21 protein-coding genes and 4 pseudogenes are annotated in these 21,311 nt (G+C 38.3%); 18 read left to right on the top strand and 7 right to left on the bottom strand.

The genetic code is table 11. The features are described 5' to 3' along the window. Positions 1-149 (bottom strand): IS1 family transposase (locus OGX94_RS11800; protein ID WP_130568267.1); only part of this gene is annotated, 149 nt, incomplete at its 3' end. A gap of 518 nt (positions 150-667) precedes the next feature. Between OGX94_RS11800 and OGX94_RS11795 the strand changes: the two genes are divergently transcribed. The 8 genes from OGX94_RS11795 to OGX94_RS11765 all read left to right on the top strand — a co-directional run bounded on the left by OGX94_RS11795 (position 668) and on the right by OGX94_RS11765 (position 6,469). After that, positions 668-1,654: an ankyrin repeat domain-containing protein gene (locus OGX94_RS11795; protein ID WP_023317198.1), complete on the top strand. Its 987-nt coding sequence runs from the start codon at positions 668-670 to the stop codon at positions 1,652-1,654. 356 nt (positions 1,655-2,010) lie between these two features. After that, positions 2,011-2,451, top strand: coding sequence for a hypothetical protein (locus OGX94_RS24820; protein WP_001044498.1), 441 nt, complete (start codon positions 2,011-2,013; stop codon positions 2,449-2,451). Positions 2,452-2,466: 15 nt separating this feature from the next. Beyond that, complete coding sequence (locus tag OGX94_RS11790; RefSeq protein WP_021554038.1) at positions 2,467-3,411, top strand: ankyrin repeat domain-containing protein; 945 nt, start codon at positions 2,467-2,469, stop codon at positions 3,409-3,411. Between the two features lie 177 nt (positions 3,412-3,588). Then, a complete protein-coding gene (locus OGX94_RS11785) occupies positions 3,589-3,993 on the top strand; it encodes a hypothetical protein (protein ID WP_012139001.1) in 405 nt (134 codons plus the stop codon). After that, positions 3,990-5,225, top strand: a complete 1,236-nt coding sequence (locus tag OGX94_RS11780) for a relaxase/mobilization nuclease domain-containing protein (protein ID WP_247797970.1) — start codon at positions 3,990-3,992, stop codon at positions 5,223-5,225. The genes OGX94_RS11785 and OGX94_RS11780 overlap by 4 nt, the downstream gene beginning before the upstream one ends. 188 nt (positions 5,226-5,413) lie before the next feature. Then, positions 5,414-5,686: a hypothetical protein gene (locus OGX94_RS11775; protein WP_016246257.1), complete on the top strand. Its 273-nt coding sequence runs from the start codon at positions 5,414-5,416 to the stop codon at positions 5,684-5,686. A gap of 49 nt (positions 5,687-5,735) precedes the next feature. Further along, positions 5,736-6,122, top strand: coding sequence for an SEN1984 family lipoprotein (locus OGX94_RS11770; RefSeq protein ID WP_032298280.1), 387 nt, complete (start codon positions 5,736-5,738; stop codon positions 6,120-6,122). 26 nt (positions 6,123-6,148) lie between these two features. Next, positions 6,149-6,469: a hypothetical protein gene (locus OGX94_RS11765; RefSeq protein WP_016246258.1), complete on the top strand. Its 321-nt coding sequence runs from the start codon at positions 6,149-6,151 to the stop codon at positions 6,467-6,469. 140 nt (positions 6,470-6,609) lie between these two features. On the opposite strand, the gene OGX94_RS11760 is transcribed toward OGX94_RS11765, so the two are convergent. After that, positions 6,610-7,035 carry a hypothetical protein gene (locus tag OGX94_RS11760; RefSeq protein ID WP_032298278.1) on the bottom strand — a complete coding sequence of 142 codons (426 nt, stop codon included), beginning with the start codon at positions 7,033-7,035 and terminating at the stop codon, positions 6,610-6,612. Positions 7,036-8,030: 995 nt separating this feature from the next. Here OGX94_RS11760 and OGX94_RS11755 point away from each other — a divergent pair. Both OGX94_RS11755 and OGX94_RS11750 read left to right on the top strand, forming a co-directional pair. Next, a complete protein-coding gene (locus OGX94_RS11755; RefSeq protein WP_064186843.1) occupies positions 8,031-8,594 on the top strand; it encodes a helix-turn-helix domain-containing protein in 564 nt (187 codons plus the stop codon). 70 nt (positions 8,595-8,664) lie between these two features. Next, positions 8,665-8,970, top strand: a complete 306-nt coding sequence (locus OGX94_RS11750) for a hypothetical protein (protein WP_032298276.1) — start codon at positions 8,665-8,667, stop codon at positions 8,968-8,970. A gap of 173 nt (positions 8,971-9,143) precedes the next feature. Here the strand turns inward: OGX94_RS11750 and OGX94_RS11745 are convergent, their stop codons facing one another. The 3 genes from OGX94_RS11745 to OGX94_RS11735 all read right to left on the bottom strand — a co-directional run bounded on the left by OGX94_RS11745 (position 9,144) and on the right by OGX94_RS11735 (position 10,807). Then, positions 9,144-9,419 carry a hypothetical protein gene (locus OGX94_RS11745; RefSeq protein WP_001065761.1) on the bottom strand — a complete coding sequence of 92 codons (276 nt, stop codon included), beginning with the start codon at positions 9,417-9,419 and terminating at the stop codon, positions 9,144-9,146. Between the two features lie 204 nt (positions 9,420-9,623). After that, positions 9,624-9,830, bottom strand: coding sequence for a helix-turn-helix transcriptional regulator (locus OGX94_RS11740; RefSeq protein ID WP_032298274.1), 207 nt, complete (start codon positions 9,828-9,830; stop codon positions 9,624-9,626). Positions 9,831-9,952: 122 nt separating this feature from the next. After that, positions 9,953-10,807: a DUF6387 family protein gene (locus tag OGX94_RS11735; protein ID WP_016246264.1), complete on the bottom strand. Its 855-nt coding sequence runs from the start codon at positions 10,805-10,807 to the stop codon at positions 9,953-9,955. Between the two features lie 240 nt (positions 10,808-11,047). Between OGX94_RS11735 and OGX94_RS11730 the strand changes: the two are divergent. Continuing rightward, a pseudogene (locus OGX94_RS11730) lies at positions 11,048-11,174 on the top strand (IS3 family transposase); the annotation flags it as partial. A 66-nt stretch (positions 11,175-11,240) separates the two neighbouring features. Here the strand turns inward: OGX94_RS11730 and OGX94_RS11725 are convergent. Beyond that, a pseudogene (locus OGX94_RS11725) lies at positions 11,241-11,388 on the bottom strand (ATP-binding protein); the annotation flags it as partial. 186 nt (positions 11,389-11,574) lie between these two features. Between OGX94_RS11725 and OGX94_RS11720 the strand changes: the two are divergent. The 3 genes from OGX94_RS11720 (at position 11,575) to OGX94_RS11710 (ending at position 15,295) form a co-directional block, all read left to right on the top strand. Continuing rightward, positions 11,575-12,555 carry an ankyrin repeat domain-containing protein gene (locus OGX94_RS11720; RefSeq protein WP_252322609.1) on the top strand — a complete coding sequence of 327 codons (981 nt, stop codon included), beginning with the start codon at positions 11,575-11,577 and terminating at the stop codon, positions 12,553-12,555. A 1,221-nt stretch (positions 12,556-13,776) separates the two neighbouring features. Continuing rightward, positions 13,777-14,259, top strand: a complete 483-nt coding sequence (locus OGX94_RS11715; protein ID WP_016246266.1) for a hypothetical protein — start codon at positions 13,777-13,779, stop codon at positions 14,257-14,259. A gap of 1 nt (position 14,260) precedes the next feature. Then, on the top strand, positions 14,261-15,295 hold the full coding sequence (locus OGX94_RS11710) for a HEPN domain-containing protein (protein WP_016246267.1): 1,035 nt from the start codon (positions 14,261-14,263) through the stop codon (positions 15,293-15,295). Positions 15,296-15,411: 116 nt separating this feature from the next. On the opposite strand, the gene OGX94_RS11705 is transcribed toward OGX94_RS11710, so the two are convergent. Then, on the bottom strand, positions 15,412-16,704 hold the full coding sequence (locus OGX94_RS11705) for a Shedu immune nuclease family protein (RefSeq protein WP_247797972.1): 1,293 nt from the start codon (positions 16,702-16,704) through the stop codon (positions 15,412-15,414). Between the two features lie 96 nt (positions 16,705-16,800). Between OGX94_RS11705 and OGX94_RS11700 the strand changes: the two are divergent. The 4 genes and pseudogenes from OGX94_RS11700 to OGX94_RS11685 form a co-directional block, all read left to right on the top strand. Next, positions 16,801-16,929 (top strand): annotated as a pseudogene (locus OGX94_RS11700) (integrase); the annotation flags it as partial. A 360-nt stretch (positions 16,930-17,289) separates the two neighbouring features. Continuing rightward, positions 17,290-19,884 carry an AAA family ATPase gene (locus OGX94_RS11695; protein ID WP_016246270.1) on the top strand — a complete coding sequence of 865 codons (2,595 nt, stop codon included), beginning with the start codon at positions 17,290-17,292 and terminating at the stop codon, positions 19,882-19,884. Between the two features lie 729 nt (positions 19,885-20,613). Continuing rightward, positions 20,614-20,949, top strand: a pseudogene (locus tag OGX94_RS11690) (integrase arm-type DNA-binding domain-containing protein); the annotation flags it as partial. 70 nt (positions 20,950-21,019) lie between these two features. Next, on the top strand, positions 21,020-21,311 hold a 292-nt coding region (locus tag OGX94_RS11685; RefSeq protein ID WP_009653094.1), incomplete at its 3' end, for an IS5/IS1182 family transposase.

The raw sequence follows: 21,311 nt of genomic DNA, 5'->3' as shown, positions 1-21,311 counted from the left end.
GGTTGAGAAGCGGTGTAAGTGAACTGCAGTTGCCATGTTTTACGGCAGTGAGAGCAGAGATAGCGCTGATGTCCGGCAGTACTTTTACCGTTACGCACCACCCCGTCAGTAGCTGAACAGGAGGGACAGCTGATATAAACAGAAGCCACTGGAGCACCTCAAAAACACCATCATACACTAAATCAGTAAGTTGGCAGCATCACCCCTTCCTGGCTGTTGAAAAAGACTACGCTGCTTAAATTTTAAATGAGCATCCTCAAGCCGAATAACTTAAAGGATGCTCTTCAAATTTTAATAAGAATTATCAACAGCAAAAAACCTCATAAAAAACACTACTCATTTAATTTCCAAAATTAAGAAGAACATTAATAACCACCATTATATTACATGATCTTTTCCATATCCTATAGCATTACTCTCTATAGTATTAATATCTGAGCCTCTAATTATCTCCTTTATACAGATTAGCTCCAATATGGATAAATATTCTTGTGAAAATGGTTAATCCACATCACATAGGATAACCTTAACGTCCCTATGTTCCATTAAGTTAAGAATAACCTCAAGCAAACCAAATCAGATCCCCCTAATAAAACAAAAATAAATTTGAATACCGTAAAATCTGGTGTCATTAATATCTTGAAAACAACAAAAAAGGAGATAAACAATGATATCAAGAGAAAATAATAAAAATAACCTATTCCGTGTAAAGTCTAAAAATGGTGTCCTTCGTTGCCTTAAGGCTGGCATGGATATAAATATGTGCAATAGTAAAGGTCAAACTGCTCTTTTTACCTGTAATGTACCTGAAGCTATACAGGCAATGATTGACGCTGACATTGACATTCACCACTTGGATAATGACGGTAATAATGCATTATTCTATGCTCAAAATGTTGAAACAGTGGAACTTCTTGTCAGCAATGGTATTAATGTTAACCACCGGAATAAGTCAGGCACCCTTGCGATTCAACATATTGATGTTTCACCAGGGTTAGTAAAATATCTTATCAAAGCAGGACTAGATATCCATACCAAAGATAGCTATGGCAATTCCTTTCTTTTCATTCCATTTGAAGGATATGTGTACGATGCACTAATTGAGGCTGGTTGCGACATTAATCATAAAAATATAAGTGGACAGACAGCATTCGATCACTGGCAGTCAGAAAATAATAGCATAGTTGGTAAATATACGCACTGGGAATCTAAAAACGATAACTACATTCGTTTTCTTATCCGTAATATTCATCTTAAAGACAGTTCAAAAATTGTATTCACGAACATTACATTTAAATCAATTGAGCTGTTGTCGTTACTTATAAAGCAAAAAAATGAATTTGAGATAAGTGATAAGTGCATTATCACACCAACAAATGCCGACGCTAAAAAATTAATTTTACAACTAAAGAAGCTGACAGACATTAGTCATGTTTGGTTTTACATAAGCAGTACATATCTACTGACGCACTATGCAGGAAGACTGCTAATTAAATGGTTAATACGTAATGATATAAAAGTTGATATAGAATCGCTAAAAGAACGCTACTTTTATGAAGAAATCCTCCAGGACAAATTACAGAGAGAGCAAAAGGTTTTACGAACAACGCTTCAACCAGTTACCTGTAAAGCAATTACAAAAAAAAGATTATGAATTGAATCTGCCTGAACACTCTCCCCTTGGCTTTAACCTTTAGTTAGATAGCCAAGGGGCGCTAACATCATTAATTTAATACAAAGCCCCACATTGCACCTTTGCACTTTGATAAATTTATTTTTTAAAACACCCTCATCGCCAATTCATACTATATCAATCACTACTCTCAAACCAAATCAATCAAATAAAACACAGCACTTTTTGATAAAAATAATATAGCGATGAAAAACAACACCTTATATGAAATATAATAAAAATATATCTATTTAATTGAATAAATATAAAAATATATTTGCATTTTGTTTATTTAATAATATATATTTCCTTTGTTAATTAAATAAAGGAGAACTAAAATGAATAAAACAAACTATCCAAGCCTGACTAACTATCTCGCCAAAACAAAAAAGAACGCAGATCTTTATAGATTATATAATCCACAATTTTCTTTTTTCTGCAAAAGTGACACTCAGGAGCAAAGATTTTATTTCGATTATTTCTCAAGACATATGGTCTCGAAGAGAAATATTTTAACCGTATTCTCTATCTATACATTCACCTCTTATAACATGAACAAAAAAGAGACAATAAAAAATTTCATTCGATTTCTCAAAACGACGAATGAAAGTACATTCCATAATGCTTTTTCATTTCGCGGTGGTAACATTTTGTATGTAAGCAACAAAAACATGTTGAAAGAGATCTCATGGTTTTCACTCGCTCGAATTTACGAAGACATTAAAAAAATAAAGGAATATAAAACCAACCATGACAACTATATCAGATTAGTCGCTTAACAGAGGAGAAAAATTATGAATAACAACGCAATAAATGCATTACTCTCTTGTAAAACTCCAAAAGACATTCAGGCTTGCATTAATGCAGGCTCCGATATTAATACACTGGATTCGTTTGGAAGAAATATACTGTTTTACTGTAAAAACCCAAGAATGATTGACACTCTGGTTAAAGCAGGAATAGATTTTAACCATGCTGACAACTATGGTCACAATGTTTTGTTTAACCAGCGAAATCCTCACATACTGAAAAAATTGATTGATTCCGGCGTAGATATACACCACAAAAATGGTCTCGGCCAAACCTGTTTATGCTCGTTAGCTGATAATATATCCTGTTGCAAAACCCTGATCAATGCTGGAATTAATGTCAACAATGTGGATAAATGCGGAAGAACAATACTTTTTTACGTAAAAAATCACTCTATCTTTGATTTGATGGTACAGGCCGGTTGCGATATAAACCACAGAGATAACCAGGGTCACGGTATTTTTGAAATTTGCTATTCATTAGGCGATTTCAAAGCCAAAATGCTCATTCGTCATATTAGTATGAAGGATAGCAGTCCAGTAATTTTCAACTACCTCAACAGCGAAAGTCTGCAGATAATGGATTTGCTTCAGAAGAAAAACCTTAACTTTACTATCTCTGATAACTGCCAGGTTTATCTAAGTGCCAATGAAAATGAAATGAGCTCTTTCTTCAGTGAACTAAAGAAGAAGACAGATATCAGCAAAACACATTTTCGCCATATTGTACTGCGAGGTTATGATTTACGCGGGGACATTGAAACCATTAAATGGTTTATCCGCAATGACATCAAAATAGATAAAAAACAACTGGAACAGCATATTCGACATGATGAGATTTGTAAATATATAGCAGAACATGAGAGAAAGAAACTTAGCGAAATTATGAAACAAACAATCTCTTTAATGCCAGTAAAACGTAGATTGTAACCTCCGCCCCTCCTCACTGTCATAATGAATTTAATATGAACCCTATATTTACCCAGAGCAGATTACCTAATTAGCAATCTGCTCCACCTCTCTTATTTATAAATTTCGACACTGCCTTGACTTATTTTACCAATGCGCTAACTGTAGATCATGAACACATTTTAAAAAAGGTTAGATATGCATAAAAATGAAAGTAAAGAAGATCTATCAAGAAGCTCAAGAAGAGGTAAATTCCATACAGCAAAATATTCACCTAATGAAGTTCGAACTCACTGCGTCAGCGTTCGGTTAAACGAAGAAGAATTATCTATTCTCGATAGTAAAAGAGGCCCTTATAAAAAAGGGGAATGGCTAAGAATGGCATCCCTCAACAAACTCCCACCGGTATTACCTGAAATCAATCGTGAAGCATGGGTTAAACTCGGCAACCTTTCACAGGATTTAAACCGCCTGCTGAATCATCTCGACAGCAAAAGCCCTGACAGCGAACTGACCCGTACAGAACTCTTCGCCCTGCGCAGACAAATCAAAACTCTCAGGGATCACCTTATTCCATCAACCTTTCTGGAGCAAGACCAGTGAAAGGCATGCAGAAAATAAAGCGGGGTAAACAGTTTGCAGGTGTGGTTCTCTATAGCCTTAAGTCAGGATCTCACCACAAAATCACGCCTTATATTATCGGTGGCAACATGACGGGAAGCACTGCTGCTGAACTTATCAGTGAATTTGAAGGCACAAGACTACTGCGCCCCGGTGTCGCCAAACCTGTCTGGCATAATTCGATTCGCCTGCCAAAGGGAGAAACACTGTCAGTCAGACAATGGGCGGCATTCGCTGACGATTATATGACCCGGATGGGATTCACTGAAACCCATCTTCGCTGCTATATCATGCACGATGATTCGGACGGGCAGCATATCCATATAATAGCTAACAGAATTAACATGGTCGGTGGGAAGCTGTACCTTGGGAAAAATGAAAATCTTATCAGTACCCGGATTATCAGCGAGCTGGAGAAAGTCCACAAACTCACTCAAACCACATCTGCAATCAGTAGTCATAGTCAGGATAAAAGAAAGCCTTCCCGCAACGAGCTGATGATGGCTGAAAGAACGACAACTCCCTGCCCCAGGTCCACTCTGCAGAGCCTGATTGATAATGCGTTAACCGGCCGCCCTGATTTGCTGACTTTTATCACTATGCTGGAAAAGGAAGGCGTGAACTGTAAACCCAATATCGCCTCAACGGGAAAAATGAACGGCTTTTCATTTCAGTACCAGGGCATTGCCTTTAAAGCGTCTCAGCTTGGAAAAAAGTATGGCTGGTCTTCTCTGCAAACACAGATTGATTTTACACCAGAGCACCTGGCTTTACTGAAAAAAGAGCAACAGCAGACTGTGCCAGTGCCAGTGCCAGTGCCAGTGCCAGTGCCAGTGCCAGTGCCAGTGCCAGTGCCATCATGCGAGCCTGAAGAACAGGCTGCAAACCGGGAAACGATTCTGGAGAAAATCCTTCAGCTTGAAGAAAAAATTCGTCTGGAAAGACAACAGGAAACAGTGGGTATCATTCAACTCAGGAGCAAACTGCACAATACAGCTCGTCAGATACCCCGCCAGCGTCGTCTGCATTCGTGGCTTGTATTACTCGGCCATATTGTGGCACTTCTCAGGCGCAGGGGCATGTCTCTGTTACATGCCACTGCACATCCTTTCCACCAAATCCTGCACCTGCATCTTCTGACACCCTGTCATCCCATGACAACAAATCCCATTAAAAAACAATTAGTTAAAAACAACCCCCATCCTGCACCATAAGTTAAACAGTCCATACTTTAGTAATAGTCAACAAAATATTGATCGTTTATATAGATCGATAAACTAGTTATGATAGCTACAAACTATCAGGCAAGATCCATCGATCGGTACAAGCAATTTTACTAAAGCGGATCATTCATCGAAAATGTTCAAAAATACATCACCTTAAATCAGGCCACGGAGTCATGATGGATAGTAAAACGATTAGCTGCCCCTTCTGCTTTACACAAAGCCCGTACGGCGTGCGGATTTGCAAAGGTTGCCATGCAAAAGTGGCCTATGGTGAAAGTCCGCTCAGTGTGGCATTCCTGTTTCAATTCGTGGCATTCGGTCTCGCCTGGTTAGTATTTTCATTGACCGGTAGCACTCCTGTCTCAGTCATTACATTTTTTTCCAGCGTCATTATTCTTATCTGCATAATTAAAAAGAAATATGCAGACAGAGTTGTTTTTATACGGTGATATTAATTTCGCACCACCGCAAACATAAAAAATTAATATGGGAGAACTTATGAACAGATTCATGATTTCTGTTTTTTTTATTTCTGTATTCCTTATTTCTGGTTGTTCAATATCAGGCAACCAGCATCTAAAAAAAGAAACATCACAAAGTCTGCAGTCGAAGATTATCAAAAATAAAACAACGAAATCAGAAATCATTACCGCATTAGGTGAGCCGGAAACCAAAACTACACTTGATAGTGGCAATGAAGAATGGACTTATTCCATGGATAACAATCAGTTTGATGCCACCACATTTATTCCCGTGATTGGACTGCTGACAGGGGGTTCACAGACGCAGGCCAAAACGCTGGAAATCGAATTTAAAGGCGAAACGGTCAGCAAGTGGACGTTCTCTGAAAACAACAGCAAGATGAAAACCGGTCTTATTCAATAACGTACTCTACAGTCTGGGATTATTTTATGAAAACATATGCATTTGCCACACTCATTGCGTCCATTTTTTTGCTGAGTGGCTGTACCGGTGAACCGTCTGAGCAGGATATTTACACTGCGATGAATAAGGTCGTGGAGCAGACGAATGCCATCGTTAAATCCATAGCAGGTAAAGATGTCCCGAAAGACGCACTGCGGGAATTAAAATCTGTCAAAAAGCATGACTGCGTGAAAGTATCGGATAAAAGCTATAAATGCAATGTGACGGCTATTGTCGATAACGAAAAGCGTACTGCTGCTGTAACCCTTGTCAAAACGGATGATGGCTGGCAGGTCGTTGATAAGTAAACCCACCGTAAAACCATCACGACAGGCGGGACACCGAATGGGTGGCCCTGCCTTTTTAATGCCCGGTAATGTCTTGCGGGAAACGACTGCTCTTATGTCACTCTGCCATACTCTGCCTTGCCCGGCGCATTTCCGCTGCCTCACAGCCTTTTCCTGACCACGGATCCTGGTGGTGTATAAGCCAGAGAACGTGCAATGCGTTTCTTTTCATACTGTGCCAGTAAATCAGCATAAATGTGCTCTGCTTCATCCAGATTGCCTGAAATATAATTCACGAGCGAATTCAGGCAATGCAGCAATGTGTCACTGTTAGCGAGTTGCCTGAGCAGAGGGGGCTTCAGGGTAGAAACGACACCCATAAACATCTGCATGATATTATCAACGTGATAACACGAATAGCGATATTGCGCCCGTGAATAAAAATACTTCAGATGATATCCAGCGAAAAGCACATAAAGTTTTCTGTAAAAATTATTGTTATTAATACTGTCGCGATGGTGTGTTATATATTTATCAACAACAAATATAAACTTTTCTTCCTGAGATGAAACACAAATATTACTCATAACCCTCTCCTTTTTTGTTTTTATAATTAAGTACTATCAGCTTTAAAATTTAAATCAATACAAAATTGAAAATATTTTATTTTAAAATGACAACTATTTATTCTGTTAATACTGGAAACAGCTTTCGCTGTTGCAATGTTGAGTCCGATCGATTGCATTACCACTTCCTTTTTTCAAAAGCCAGGTAGTTTCTAGATTTCAGATAAAACCCCTTCAGGAATTTTTTTGAGAGAGTGCTACGCACTGGCTCACGCCCCCGACGACAGATATATGTAGATTATTTTTACCCGTCAGATGAAAACCCAACGCTTAATCCCCCTTGCAGCGCCGCTGAGTGCCCTCAGCACTCACTCGCTGAAGCAGAAAGGATTTTTCCGAAGGGGTTCCGGCGTGAGCCGTATTAAGTTAACGGGTAAATCATGTAGTTGGATCCACTCTTTCGCTAAACTCAGCAGTCTGAATCCTGCGCGAAGCATATTTGTGCTGAGAGCTAAACCCAACTGTCTGAACTCCTGCGCGAAGCGTATTTCTACTGACAGTTAAACACTATAGCAATGTTCTGAAGCCCAGTGGCGCAACACACAGGTGCGCAGGCTTCACTTAAGGAATAATATTACGAAGGAAAATCAGCAATAGCAGTGTTTGTCAAACTGTGTACAATGGAATTTTGTGTCAGTCTAAAGCTAAATTTCGGTTTCTTGTTTCTTTATCACTCTTTTATCTTGCAAATTCAAAAAGAAAATTAATCAATTACATCAACAAGTTAAGATGTAATATTGGTTGTATCTTTCAGAACCAAAAATTATTAAGGACATAACAGGTGATGGTGAAATTTAGCACCCTTCGTAATAACTCTGACAACCCTTAATATTCCACTAAAAAAAATAATCACAGAGCAATAAATATAATATTTTTTAAATTTTTATTACTAAGAATATTGACAAACAAATTTAATATGCCATATCTGTTATCAGAATAATAAAAAAGGAGCCATTATGTCAAACACAAGTGTTATGTTAACTAAAGAACAAAAAGCAATTATTGCAGAAGCATTAGATGTTATGCCCGAAGATCTGGAAGAAATAAAAGTTAAAGCAAGTGCCTGTAAAAAGACATCCTTTCGTGACGATTTTTCGATGGTCTTTAAAGATAATACGGCCACACTCGCCCGAATGGATCTGACACCAACGGCATTCAGAATTGTTCTTTATCTTTTCTCAGCCATTGATTATGGAAATATTATCCCTGGCTTTTCACAGTCACGTACCGCCAGAGAGTTAGGACTGAATAAATCGAATGTTTCACGTGCATTCAGAGAATTATTTGAGAGGAAAATACTGATCCGTAATGCTGAAGATGGTCAGGTTTACCTGAATTCTAATTTATGCGTGAAAGGTATTCCTCATCGTTTCAATGAAGATCTGATGGATAAATTCAGTAAATCAAGACTTGAGACTGAAGACTTTGCCACTTCATTCAACTTTTATCGCGCAAGGCGAAAAACAAAGCCTGTAAAAAAATCCAGAAACAGATATCCAACTGACGGCATTCCATTTTAAAAGACATAACAGCGCTGGTGATTTTACTCCTGACACCAGCGAAAAATTTAACAAAATAAAGGATATCTTTATGAAACAAAGACTCCCTGCTTACCTTCACCAGAATAAATTATCAGATGAACAACGCAATCTGAACAATACTGTTCACAATGTGTTTTGGCTTCTCACATTAATCTCTTCATACACACCAGATAAAAGCACTGTTTACCTGAGTTTTCACCGTGCAACATCCATCGCACAGCAGGAAGAGATACATATCACACCAGCCCGATTTTATCAGGCCATCGATAAACTGATTGATACAAATGTTATTATGTGTACTGAGTTTAAATACCAGTATCGTTTAAACCCTGTATTTTTCAGTTATCTTAAATAAAACAAAGGGCAGAGAATGAAAGTTCAGGATATTCCTATCCTGCCATGCTTGCTATAGCAAAACCACATGACCACTATCAAAAGCACATAATTTTTATATATCATTGCCAGTAGGATTAAAATAAGAAGGTACAGACTTGTGCTGTCTGTACCCATGATAATTTATTACAGACTTTACACCTTTTTACCTGCGTTATTCTTTCTGATAATATTTTTTTCATTGACAAGGTGCTCAATACACATTCGTACTTCATCATTAATGGTAACATCTGTAGCACCCTCGACCAGTATAGAACACAACAAATAAAGAAGGACGTGCTCAAACTCTATCTCTTCGACTGGATCTACATAATTACGATAGGTTTCAATAGCCTCATACAAGCTATCCGGTGAAGTCACAAATGCACATACAAAATCTTTATCTTCCGGTACTCTGATTGAATTATTCATTTTAAATCTCCTGTACTTATTAATCTATAATGTCACGGTAAAAATGCCATCATAATTTTCACCAATGACTATTGTTATTACTTCTTAATACCAAAGCCTGACCTAATACTACTTATAAAATATCAGGCGGCCCTCTACTCATTGTTGAATAGCACCATTTATTTTTACACACCAAATTTAATACACTCATCATTAACCCCGTAATCAGGCTGCATTTTTACGTGAACGCTCAATTGCAGATGCGATCCATTCATCAACTTCGCTTTCGACAAATGCAATTGCACGCGAACCAATTTTTATTGGTTGTGGAAATAAACCTTCGTTGATTAGACGATAAATCCAGGCCTTGCCATAGCCGGTTCTGTTCATAACTTCTGGGAAGCGAATTAGGCGAGTATTTTGATTGTTCATTTTGTTTTCCCTTTGTCGTTGTGATGGGATCACTATACGAACAGTTGGGAAAAGAAAGGAGCGAGCTTCCTAACTGCAGGGTTACGGTCTGCCCTGCAGTAGTAGACTTCGGGAATTCGAGATCAGTTAGAATCAGAGAGTTTCATCACATCTGAAACTCTCATGTTTTTCAGGTGGGGATTTCGGTTCATGAAAAAATTGAACTGCCTAATGAAGTCTATCGTTGCAGCTTTCATCGCAAGCGGACGATCTGAGTCTTTAATGTGATACCCTAAACGGGTAGTTGTTTCTTCATCTTCATCAGTATAAAGAAGCCGGGAGAGGCGATCATCTGAGATTCTTAGTTCTTTCCTTTTTGCCCAAAGTAAGATGTCCAGCATCGCAACCAACCTGTAATTTATGATTTTTTTAATGGTTCCGTAGCCGAAACGAACGATACCGGTTTCATTAACTTCCACTCCTTTTACCGATCTCCATTGTGGCAGGGCCGCTTTTATCGATTCGGCTATTTCATCGTCAGTACCACTACCAAGATCGATTTCAAGCAACACCGTTTTCTCACATAAGGGGGACAAGAGTTGTGACACATAAGCTTCGTGATGAGGCGCATTAACACAATATTCATCGTTTCCTTCCTCCCAAGTGAAAAGATTCACACTAAGGGCCATCACACTAAGTTCAGCAAGCCTGGTGATATCCGTGATAAAAATGTGTGGAGGACTGTAGAGAGTATCGTTAACTGTTGGATAATCGAGTTGTTTCCCTTTGAAAAGATGGGGGTTCCCACTGAAAATTTCAGTCATGTACACCCATAGCCCTTTCTTTTCTTCGTCAGTAGGCCCTGGCTTGTACAGAAGCGCTCTTGCCCAAAGTTCGTGATACAAGGCATTTAAACTGATGTCTTCGAGCTTGCGATAGTTATCTATGTCAAGCCAAGCTTTGATTTCTTTAGTATGCTCTGGTGACCAGTTTTTCAAAATTCAAATCTCCTGCCTTCTTAAAGATTTAAGTCATACGAATAGAGTTCAGTTAGTTTGAAAAAACTACCGTATTCACTAATCGATGAAAAGCAGTTCCTGCTTGCACGTTAACCTAGCCAGAAGGAAGTTGAACTGAGAAATTTGTTATCTTTTGATGCAACTTGCCAGGGTCTACGTCCTGTCAGGAGAGAAGAGGCAGGGATATGACCCGACTACGCCCTGCCTCTTACTTTACTCTGGGCGTATCTTGTCGTTGTTCTCGACCTGTTTGCCAGAAAACCCGGTGGGTGGCAATGAAATTCAATTCTCACCTGACAGCAAACTTACCATCAGAGCACTGGAAATGGCTTGGGAGCGCCGGGGGTCAACAACGGGTAAAAAGTGATCCACATACCGCCACCACCGAAGGTCTAATGTTGATCCACCTTGTTTACTCAGGATTAGCTTCAGCGACAACCCCGGCTTTCCGTTTTTGCTTCAGTCGATAGCCTTCTCCTTTTATTTGTACGACGTGTGTGATGTAAAATCCGGTTCAACATTGCCGATATAATGGTAGCATCTCCCACGAAGGTTTGGTCCTATAGTCCGGACGGTAGGTTACAGGCGTAAATTTACTGCAGGTGTTTCTGATGTATCCACGGGTGGTTTGTTGAAATTTTTATTCCGCACATCATGAACACCTTTCCCCAGTTGTTGCATTTCACAGAATTTCTGATATTTAATGACTTAAACATTTTTTCATGGGGGTGTTTATGGACTTAGTCATGTCCTTATTACAAAAGGGATTATTAGAAAAGGCATTAGACCTTGCCATTTCTGAATCATTCTTCAATGCAACGTCGCCTGATGGTATAAAGAATGCTTTAAAAGCTGGCTATGATATTAATGCTGTTAATAATAACGGTGACAATGCCCTTTTTAGCTGCAGAACCCTGGAAGCCATGGATTGCCTGCTAAGTTATGGAATTAATATACATCATATCAACGGACATGGGCAAAATGCGCTCTTTCATCAAAAAAATCCAGAAATACTGAAGAAACTGATTGGACTGGGTTTAGACACCTCGCATACGAATACTAATGGCTACACATGCATTTTTGAACATTACAGGAATGCTGAAGGACTGACAGAATTAATTAATGCTGGTTGTGATATAAATCACATCGATAAAAAAGGAAGAAATATTCTCTTCCTGCCCCTCTCCCCGGAAGTTTTATCCGTAGCAATAGATGCTGGATGCAATGTCAATCAAATTGATCATTCAGGGAAAGGGTTTATTGACAATGTATATGATTATGAATTACATGATATCATTCTTTCGCATATTGATAGATTTGACAGAAGAACGCTGCATGTAGATTTTTGTAATCTCGACTCAGCCTTTTTCTTGTATTACCTTTCTGAACATGGATTCAAAATAGAACTTAATAAAGACCATTTCACCATTAACAGTTACATTGGTGATTATAAAGAAATCTTATCCATACTTGATTTCATCAGTGAAATTCATGATATTCACTTCTATAAATACAAAGGCGGCCCTCTCTATAAAGATATCGACAAACAAATTGTAAAGTGGATGATAAGAAATAAGCTCTTGGTTGATTTATCAAAAATAAATAAACACAAGGATTACGAAGAAATTAATTCATACAAAATCCGTCGCGAACAGAAAGAAATCTCCAAGCATTTAAAACCTGCTAAAAGTATATCTGTAACAGTTAAAAATGGCGGAAGATTGTGAGAGCTTATATGTGTGATTTATTCGAATTGTTTCAATATACTGCCTCAACATGAACAAAGAAATTCAGCATTAACTATATTGGGAATTACTCTATGAAACGTATGGTGCTAAGGGTCTGACGCCTCTGCCTGGTGATGTGGAAGCAGCAGGCAATTTGAAAATATCTGCTCGTTGTTTAGTAAACTTGTCAATCATTACCCAAGTGATATTGGTTATCAGCACTCGTGCTGGATCACGGCACTTCTGGAAATAAAAACTAATGAGGTAAAGAATTGTCAGACGTATTCAGGAACTGCCCGTCGCTGATAGCCAGTATTAATGTCCAATCAGGTTCTGATCTCCTAATCGTGCTCTCGCGATCAGTTTTCATAGAAACAGTATCCTTTATGCTCAGAAAGGCATATACCCCTAAAGTAGCTCAGGTTTATCTGGTTGAGGCTATGACGCGAAGCCATTGGGGAATCTGAAAAAAGTAAAAGCTGTGTGATTTGTGAGCTTGATTGAATGCACTGTGAGCTCCCGCCGCTGGCGATATTGCTTAAACACCACCTGCAAATAGATCGATAGTCCCCACGGAGGAACGAGGGCATATGCCAGCTTATGTTGATCAGGAACTTATGCTTAGTGCCATATGCGGACGTTAAAAAGAATTGCATGTGTTAAATGGAAAGCAGCTCAGATGCGTCTGTTTTCTACTACTGACTGAAGTTGTTATCATTATCACTGTAAATGGACGTCATGCGTTCACAGTGAGGCAGTTTGGGACGAAAATAGGGAGTACTAAGCTAAAGCCATGTCTGAAATCTCCACCAAAAACTTTCCAGCGTGCCACGGAACTCCGTGGAGTAAAGAAGAGTTTCTGTAATCACTTTTGTGGGAACTTTGGACTGACCCCACAAAAGTGCCAACTTCCGCTTCTCGCTCTCAGCAGATCTTCAGCGTCCTAAGCTTGTCTGCTCTATGCCAAGAGCAGACATTGGGAACAATAGCCTGTTAGAATCAACATTCAGCCGAAACGCATTGTGTCACCTAGTGTAGGATAACTGTTGGTGATTAATTTTTTTGATTTAAGAATGATAAGTAAAAGGTTATAAAATAAATTCATTGATCTTCAGCACCTTTAATGGCAGTGAATTTCTAATAGGAAAGATGTACACTTCTAAAAGCTCGAATTAGGTGATAAAATGATTATCTACATTAGATATACATTTGGAAAAATAGATGAATGAATTAGAGTATGAAAAAATTTTTTCCTTTAACAAATCGAGCGAAAAATATAAAATAGAGTTAACAAAAGCAATAAAATTCCTCTTATCCAAGAAAAGAGTTATCGAAGCTAAGCATCATTTTTTTGAATTGGAAAAAATAAACCCAAATCACAAAATTGTTATGGATCTGGGTTTTGAACTAGGTATCAAAACCTTTGACAGGGCAATGTCTGTTAAATATCATAATTTACTTAATGATAATAATAAATATAACCAGCATGATCTTGCTCTCAAGAGGATAATTTACTATTTGTCAATAAATGATAAAAAAAATGCGTCTTCAAATGTAGCCTCTCTTTTGGATGATATGAGTTTAGACAAAGACAGGTTGCTTAAATTATATAACCTAATATATTATGAATTAAATGAAGAGTATCTTTTGATTAAGGCTGATGATGTTTTAAAAAAGAAAAATCTTCGAATTATTAAGGGGTGATATGATGACTTCATTTTTCTTAATTACTAGGACGCTTGATTCTCAAAGTTATAGTTACATTAACACTGAAATATTCGGTGATGTAGAGATAAGAAGCGCAAATCATGATCTTGATGTTGAAAGAGAACTATTAAAGAAGGCTGAAGGTAGTTCATTCGCTGGAAGGTTAAACACTAGTGATTATGACTTTTCAAATAGAATGTCTACCATCGTGGAGGCGGAGGATGAAATTGAAGCCATTCAATTGGCTAATGATAAATTCGTTACTGTCTTGGATTTGAAAGCCAATGAATTATCTCTTGCCAACATTAATTTATCTAAAGTCGGATTTGTTAGGAACTTGTCTACAGGCTCTATCAAAGCATTTTTAATTCGTGGCTTATTTAAATCAGCAGTTTTCGTTAGAAACCTTTCTGATATTCAACGTTGGGGCACAATTAACTTCATGCTGGACAAAGATGGTAATACTGAAAAAAAAGAAGAATTGTCCGAAAGGTTTATAAAGGCTATTCACTGGTCCCACCATGCTAGTGATGAAGAAAATAAACAGTTAAAAGTAATATTTAACTACTTTTGCTTAGAGGCTTTATTCAAAGAAAATGAGAATGACAATATAACTGGCATGGTCCGATGCTTTTTAGGTTTTCCTGGCGGGAAATGCTATAGAGATGTTGACAAAGCTATTATTGACAAACTACAGGAGAACAATGATTATTTAGCCTTGGCTAAAGATATTCCAAAATATTTAGATGACATTCGCAAGTTCAGGAATGATAGTGTACACGCAGGATTTAGATCAATAGATATAAGCAATGAAAAGCTTAAACTCTATGACACTTTATTAAATTTGGCAAAAAGTCGTTGTCTCAGTGCTGTAAAATCATCCATTGTTAATGAGGATATTAAAAGCCTATCGGAATTTAAAAATAAAGCTGGTCTTATTTTTAATAAAATAGTGCGGATTGATGATATTTTAGGCACTGTTGTTTTCTCACTGAATAATGACTACAATCATGATATTTTCATCGTTAGTTAGTCTTTTGTCGCTGAAAGCGGACCCAGCCCATATCTATGTCCGTTATGTGCCAGTAGCGGACTTTTTTATAATTATATTAACGTACTGTAACTGGGCATTCCTTTCTAAAAAGTCCCTTAGTTTTTAAGTGCTGAAATTGTACGGTTAAGCCGTCTCAAGAGGTCGTCGTAGGTAATGATGTCCATCATATTGGTATACTTTCGCTTGATAATTTCGAAATCGAGCTTTTGATTTTCTGTCATATTTCCATTACCAATTTGGTCACGTCCAACAATGATGATAGCCTTGGGGTTCGAAATATGAATACTCATCCCAGAGGGTAGTTTAGTTGCATATTTTTTTGTAAGGTTGTCTTCACCTTTTGTTCCCCATTTTGATAAATGGAAGAGATATTTTTCAGCTTGCATGATACCACCACTTAGCTCGGACGTTGGTATGCTATTTCCTCTATACTTTGTCCTGCGCAAGATCTTATCATCAAATGGCTTTTTAACTTCAATAATATCTAAATTCCCGCTAGAATCAACCAATCCTATATCTATGTATCGATCTTTTTTCTTACCTGGGATGCTGTAGTAATCATGGATGGTAATATTTTCAATAACAAGAATATACTTTGGGAATAAAAGAAGAAGGAATTGCACCATCAATTTTTGCCAATCTTTTTCGGACCAATGCTGTTTCGTACTTAAAGCATTCTCAATGGTATCTCTAAGCAAAGTGTATTTTTCTATTTCTAATTCATTGATAATTCTTAAATCGAGATTACTTGCTATCTTTGGCGCTATTTTATTGAGATATGTTTCGTAGAGTCCTCTGGCATCTTTCATGCCTTCCAAATATTGCTCAAGAATCATATGTACTCTAGCATTGGCATATTTATCCATTTCGTATGAGTTAGGGAATTTGCTTAATAACTCACTAAAAACATTAGAAGGTATTGCCTCCGCAGCACCCCCGCCAATACAAATTGGATTGCTGTGATTCAATATGCGCGAGAGTCGGCCAAAAATAGAAACATTACGCTCGGCAGCAAAGATACTCCTACTAAGATTGATATCTTTACTTATATACAAATCATTTTTAATATTTAAAATACAACCTGGCACAACAATATAATCACCACTAAAAGTTCCAAATTGAAACTCATAAATATAACTATCAAAATCTTGATTGGGTGACGGAGGGTTGAGCAGATCGCTAATATTAAAATAAAAAACTTTAGAAATTTTTACAGTTGAATGAGTTTCTAATTCATTCCAAACCCAAGACCTACCCGCTGTTTCTGGATCATATTTAAATACAACCCCTGTATTGGTAGTTATGAAATTAATCATTTCTCTCTCCAGAACTAAAATAAACCATAAACCAAATTTATTATAAATATCCCGCTCAGCGCGTAGAGCCATTTTCGATAATTTTCATCTCTGTGTAAAGATTTCTTCCGCTACTCGCTCATAATGGGCAACCATACTCAAATCTCCCACATTGCAGGAGATTTGAGTATGAACACGTCACCGTGGAACAAAGAACGTATCATTGGCCAAAAAAGACCACTTCAGATATCTCATATCTGGGGGATCCGAATCCGGCTTGAACTGGAAGGTAAAACGCGCGATTTAGCTCTGTTCAATACCCATTAGCTCGGCCTTAAAGACAGCCTAAACCCGAACAGCCAAGATGTTAGATATCCAGCACATCGGTTGTTAGGATTCAACCAAGCAGATACACAAAACTGCTGAAATGTTTGTTATAAGTTAACTAAGCAACTGATGTTGTTGAAGTTTATATCCTCTCTCAGAAGAGGATGGTGTCTATGCATGCTCACATAGACCTTAAGTTATTATTAACATATTACGTAAGAGTAGTGGTTAAATGATTTGCAAAGGTTGTGTTTTTGTGATGAAAACCATTAGATATTATGGGTATTTGTTTTATAGTTACTGCCAAAGAACGTCTCTTGGTCACTCAATTAGATTACTAAAGGAACCTGTATGACACCTATCGAGAGTATTGCCGATTGGTCCAAAAAAAAACCAGTTTGGTGGAGGCATGCATTAAAGTTAACATTAATGCATGGAACTCTAGAGCAAGATGATTTAAATGAAATATTGAAGATTGCACATATGGAGCATGGTCTTCTTGAGCCTGATGATATATTTGAGGAATCATCAAAACAATTGGATTTTTCTGGCTATACATCTGAGCAATATGAAGTTTCATTAAAATCACTTTCTGATATAAAGGGTGTCGGTTTATTAGCGGAAAATCAGACTATAAGCTTCCCTAATGAAGGGTTGTTTATTATTTATGGCGATAACGGTGCAGGAAAGTCAAGTTATTCAAGTATTTTAAAAAACACATGCCTGACGCGTGGGGATTGTCCACAAATAATGGGGGATATATTCTCAAAGCAGCAGGTTCCTCCTCAGGCTAAGATTGGTGTATCTCTTAATGGTGAAGATGAAGTTATCTCGTGGAATAAAAGCACGCCTAGCATCGAAGCATTAAAGTCCATAAGGGTATTTGATAGTTCATCTGCAAGCCATTATGTTAATAAAGAGGATGCTCTTGGTTTTAAACCAATTGGCCTGAATTTACTTGCAGAGCTTGTAAATGCTGTAAATAGTGTTAAGTCTTGTATTGAAGAGGACCTAATGCCTGGTAATGGATTCGTAAAACTAGAAGGATTAAGTTCATCCAGTGTTACAGCTAACTTTTTGCGTAACCTTTCAGCTGATACAGCTGAAATTGAAATAAAAAATCATTGTATAACACCACAAGGAATTGAAAAAATAGAATCCCTTAAAAAAGAGATCCTGCAATACAAATCGCAGACGGCAGAAGCTTTAAGAAATAATCTTCGACAAAGAAAGTCAGTAATAGAACCTTTAAAGACCTTTTGCGAAAGGGCAATAAAGCTACTGGACGACAAAGCTGTTGATGCTCTGAGTACACTTAAAATAAAAAAGGATAGAGCTGAGCAGGTATCTGAAGAACTTCGCAAGGCAACGCTTATAAATTTACCATTAGAAAATATTGCAGGATTAAATTGGCAGAAATTATGGAAAGCAACTCAACTATTTATTGAGCAAGATGTGAAACACCAACATTTCCCGCTGATTGAAGGTGAGTACTGTCCTGTTTGTTTGCAAGAAGTTGGTAAGGAGAGTGAAAGCAGAATGGGCATGCTTTCAAGATATTTAAAGGATCAAACTGCTCAAGATGCGAAATCTGCAGCGGACGACTATGATAATGCGATAAAATCTTTAAATTCTCTTTCATTAGATCTATCGCCCTATCCAGCAGCTATTTCTTTATTGAACAATGAATATGACTCCATAGGCAATGAAATTATTGATTTTGTTTCGAAGCTCAAGAGTAGAAGAGAGATACTAACAGGTGTTCTAAACCTACCCACTCTTCCTTTGAATATTAATTGTTTTGAAAAACTAAAAAAAATTATTGAAGATATTGATGCGAGTTTGTTAGCAGTTGGAACCGATGAAGAACTTTTGGAGTTTATTTCAAAAAAAGAAACAGACTTAACACACCTTGAAGATATGAAATATTGTTCTAGCCATTATGATGATATTGTTTCTAATTTGAGACGATATAAAACAATAAAGAAACTTGAAGCCATTCAATCTCAGTGTGGAACCACATCTATTTCAAATTTGTCATCGGGAATCTATCGACATGGAGTAGTACAGCCACTTGTTTCTGCATTTGATGATGAATTGAAAAGTTTTGGATTTGAACGCTTTAGAGTTAAGGTTGAGTCTCGGAATAAATCTGGTACCCAACAATTTAAATTATCGTTAGCTGATGAAAGTGATAATGTTATTGGTGCTCTGGGAGTTGCTAGTGAGGGGGAACAACGTTGTATCGCAATCGCGAGTTTCTTAGCGGAAATGAAAGCTGATTCGAGAAAATCGGCCGTAATATTTGATGATCCAGTCAACTCCCTTAGTCATGAATGGAGTGGACGGGTGGCCCAGAGATTGGTATTAGAGTCGAAGAGTCGTCAGGTTGTAGTGCTAACTCATAACATCGTTTTTTATAAATTATTACTTGAGGTTGCTGAAAAAATAGATGCTGTATATTCTAGTATAGCATTAGAACGTTCACGTAAATTTGCAGGGATTGTCAGAGACTCTGCCCCTTGGGAGGCAATGACGACGCGCGCTAGATACGGTGTACTAAAAGTTAAGTTACAAGAATTAAAAAGGCTAGAGAAAAATGATACAACCACAACATCTGAGTTTCGCAATGCTTGCTATCAGTTTTACAGTTATTTGCGCGAGGCGTGGGAGAGATTAGTAGAGGAGAAATTACTTAACAAGGTGGTTACACGTTTTGAACGTGGCATTGCTACGCAGCGGTTATCTAAACTTATGGATATTTGTCAAACTGATATAGATAGAGTGGACGATGCTATGTCAAAATGCAGCACTTATTTCATAGGGCATGATAGTGCTGCAGCAGTTGGAGGTCCCAATCCTACTATTGATGAAGTGGAAGATGATTTGAATTCATTCCTTGAGTTTCTTACTGAGCTTGAAGGGAAAATTAGAAGGCGAAGTTAATTTGTCAATATCAGCCTTGCTTTAATGGTAGGGCTGCTTCTTTATTTTTTAAATCTAATTTTTATAAATTTACGACTTTCCGCTTTAATTGCTATAATTACGGCAGTGTTTGACTGTAAGCATCCCATTTGACCAAACCATTCGCTTTTAAAGAATATCTGGATAATGGTTAAGGTACCCTGTAAGGGTAAAGTCCGCTTTTCGCTCATAGCAGACATGAATACTCTGCTGATTGGCCACTCCGTGCCTGAACGGACGAGGTACACCATCCACTCAAGCGGACAAGTTTATGGGCCACTACAGTATTTGAGATAGAGCAGTTTTTATTGACCCTCTCAGTAATCAGATGCTAAATATCCCGCCACACTTACATTTAGCATGCCATAGAGCGTGTTATTTTGAAGTCGCTAGGCATGTTGGGACCATGCGAGGTTGTGTGGTTCTACTTTATGGTTCCTTTTTGGAACCCATAACGAAATTAATTTAAATAAAAATATTAAATATCAATGCACTATAATTAAAAGCACAGGGACGCCAGCCCACCAAATGATGATCCGGATACGTCCGGTGAAGTACAGAAAGCCCGCATGGCACAAGCCCTGCGGGCTTTTTTGTGTCTATCGTTGTCCGAGAACATCCGGCTAAATCCGGTGATTATTGGTATACGTTTAGGTATACGGTAGGATGTATACCTAAAAACGTATACCAATTCATGAAGGAGCGGCCACAGTGGCACGGACAACACGCCCCCTTACCAACACCGAAGTTCTGCGCGCTAAGGCGTTAGAGAAGGATCTAACGCTGCACGATGGCGACGGGCTTTTCCTGATAGTGAAAACTAGTGGCAAAAAGCTCTGGCGCTTTCGCTATCAACGTCCGGTAACAAAGCAGCGGACAATGATGGGGCTCGGTGCCTTCCCCGCCCTATCGCTTGCTGATGCCCGAGGATTAAGAGCGGATTACCTTGCCTTATTAGCCAACGGACTCGACCCGCAAATTCAAACTGAAGTTGCAGAGGAACAGCAGCAAATAGCACTGGACAGTATTTTTTCAACGGTCGCCGCTAAGGAAGGTGCGAACAAGTTCCTGATATGAGATCATCATATTCATCCGGAGCGCATCCCAGAGGGACATCATGAGCCATCAACTCACCTTCGCCGATAGTGAATTCAGCACTAAGCGCCGTCAGACCCGAAAAGAGATTTTCCTCTCCCGCATGGAGCAGATTCTGCCATGGCAGAATATGACCGCTGTCATCGAGCCGTTTTATCCCAAGGCGGGCAATGGCCGACGGCCCTATCCGCTGGAGACCATGCTGCGTATTCACTGCATGCAGCATTGGTACAACCTGAGCGACGGTGCCATGGAAGATGCCCTGTACGAAATCGCCTCCATGCGCCTGTTTGCCCGATTATCCCTGGATAGCG

It is taken from the genome of Citrobacter sp. Cpo037 (assembly GCF_030332945.1).
In the GTDB taxonomy this organism is placed as follows: domain Bacteria; phylum Pseudomonadota; class Gammaproteobacteria; order Enterobacterales; family Enterobacteriaceae; genus Citrobacter; species Citrobacter portucalensis.
This window is presented reverse-complemented; position numbering and strand designations above follow the sequence as displayed.

Bases quoted from the DNA above. Each gene is read 5' to 3' on its own strand.
- OGX94_RS11795 (WP_023317198.1), top strand. From the start codon at position 668: ATGATATCAAGAGAAAATAATAAAAATAACCTATTCCGTGTAAAGTCT.
- OGX94_RS24820 (WP_001044498.1), top strand. From the start codon at position 2,011: ATGAATAAAACAAACTATCCAAGCCTGACTAACTATCTCGCCAAAACA.
- OGX94_RS11790 (WP_021554038.1), top strand. From the start codon at position 2,467: ATGAATAACAACGCAATAAATGCATTACTCTCTTGTAAAACTCCAAAA.
- OGX94_RS11785 (WP_012139001.1), top strand. From the start codon at position 3,589: ATGCATAAAAATGAAAGTAAAGAAGATCTATCAAGAAGCTCAAGAAGA.
- OGX94_RS11775 (WP_016246257.1), top strand. From the start codon at position 5,414: ATGGATAGTAAAACGATTAGCTGCCCCTTCTGCTTTACACAAAGCCCG.
- OGX94_RS11770 (WP_032298280.1), top strand. From the start codon at position 5,736: ATGAACAGATTCATGATTTCTGTTTTTTTTATTTCTGTATTCCTTATT.
- OGX94_RS11765 (WP_016246258.1), top strand. From the start codon at position 6,149: ATGAAAACATATGCATTTGCCACACTCATTGCGTCCATTTTTTTGCTG.
- OGX94_RS11760 (WP_032298278.1), bottom strand. From the start codon at position 7,035: ATGAGTAATATTTGTGTTTCATCTCAGGAAGAAAAGTTTATATTTGTT.
- OGX94_RS11755 (WP_064186843.1), top strand. From the start codon at position 8,031: ATGTCAAACACAAGTGTTATGTTAACTAAAGAACAAAAAGCAATTATT.
- OGX94_RS11750 (WP_032298276.1), top strand. From the start codon at position 8,665: ATGAAACAAAGACTCCCTGCTTACCTTCACCAGAATAAATTATCAGAT.
- OGX94_RS11745 (WP_001065761.1), bottom strand. From the start codon at position 9,419: ATGAATAATTCAATCAGAGTACCGGAAGATAAAGATTTTGTATGTGCA.
- OGX94_RS11740 (WP_032298274.1), bottom strand. From the start codon at position 9,830: ATGAACAATCAAAATACTCGCCTAATTCGCTTCCCAGAAGTTATGAAC.
- OGX94_RS11720 (WP_252322609.1), top strand. From the start codon at position 11,575: ATGTCCTTATTACAAAAGGGATTATTAGAAAAGGCATTAGACCTTGCC.
- OGX94_RS11715 (WP_016246266.1), top strand. From the start codon at position 13,777: ATGAATGAATTAGAGTATGAAAAAATTTTTTCCTTTAACAAATCGAGC.
- OGX94_RS11710 (WP_016246267.1), top strand. From the start codon at position 14,261: ATGATGACTTCATTTTTCTTAATTACTAGGACGCTTGATTCTCAAAGT.
- OGX94_RS11705 (WP_247797972.1), bottom strand. From the start codon at position 16,704: ATGGCTCTACGCGCTGAGCGGGATATTTATAATAAATTTGGTTTATGG.
- OGX94_RS11695 (WP_016246270.1), top strand. From the start codon at position 17,290: ATGACACCTATCGAGAGTATTGCCGATTGGTCCAAAAAAAAACCAGTT.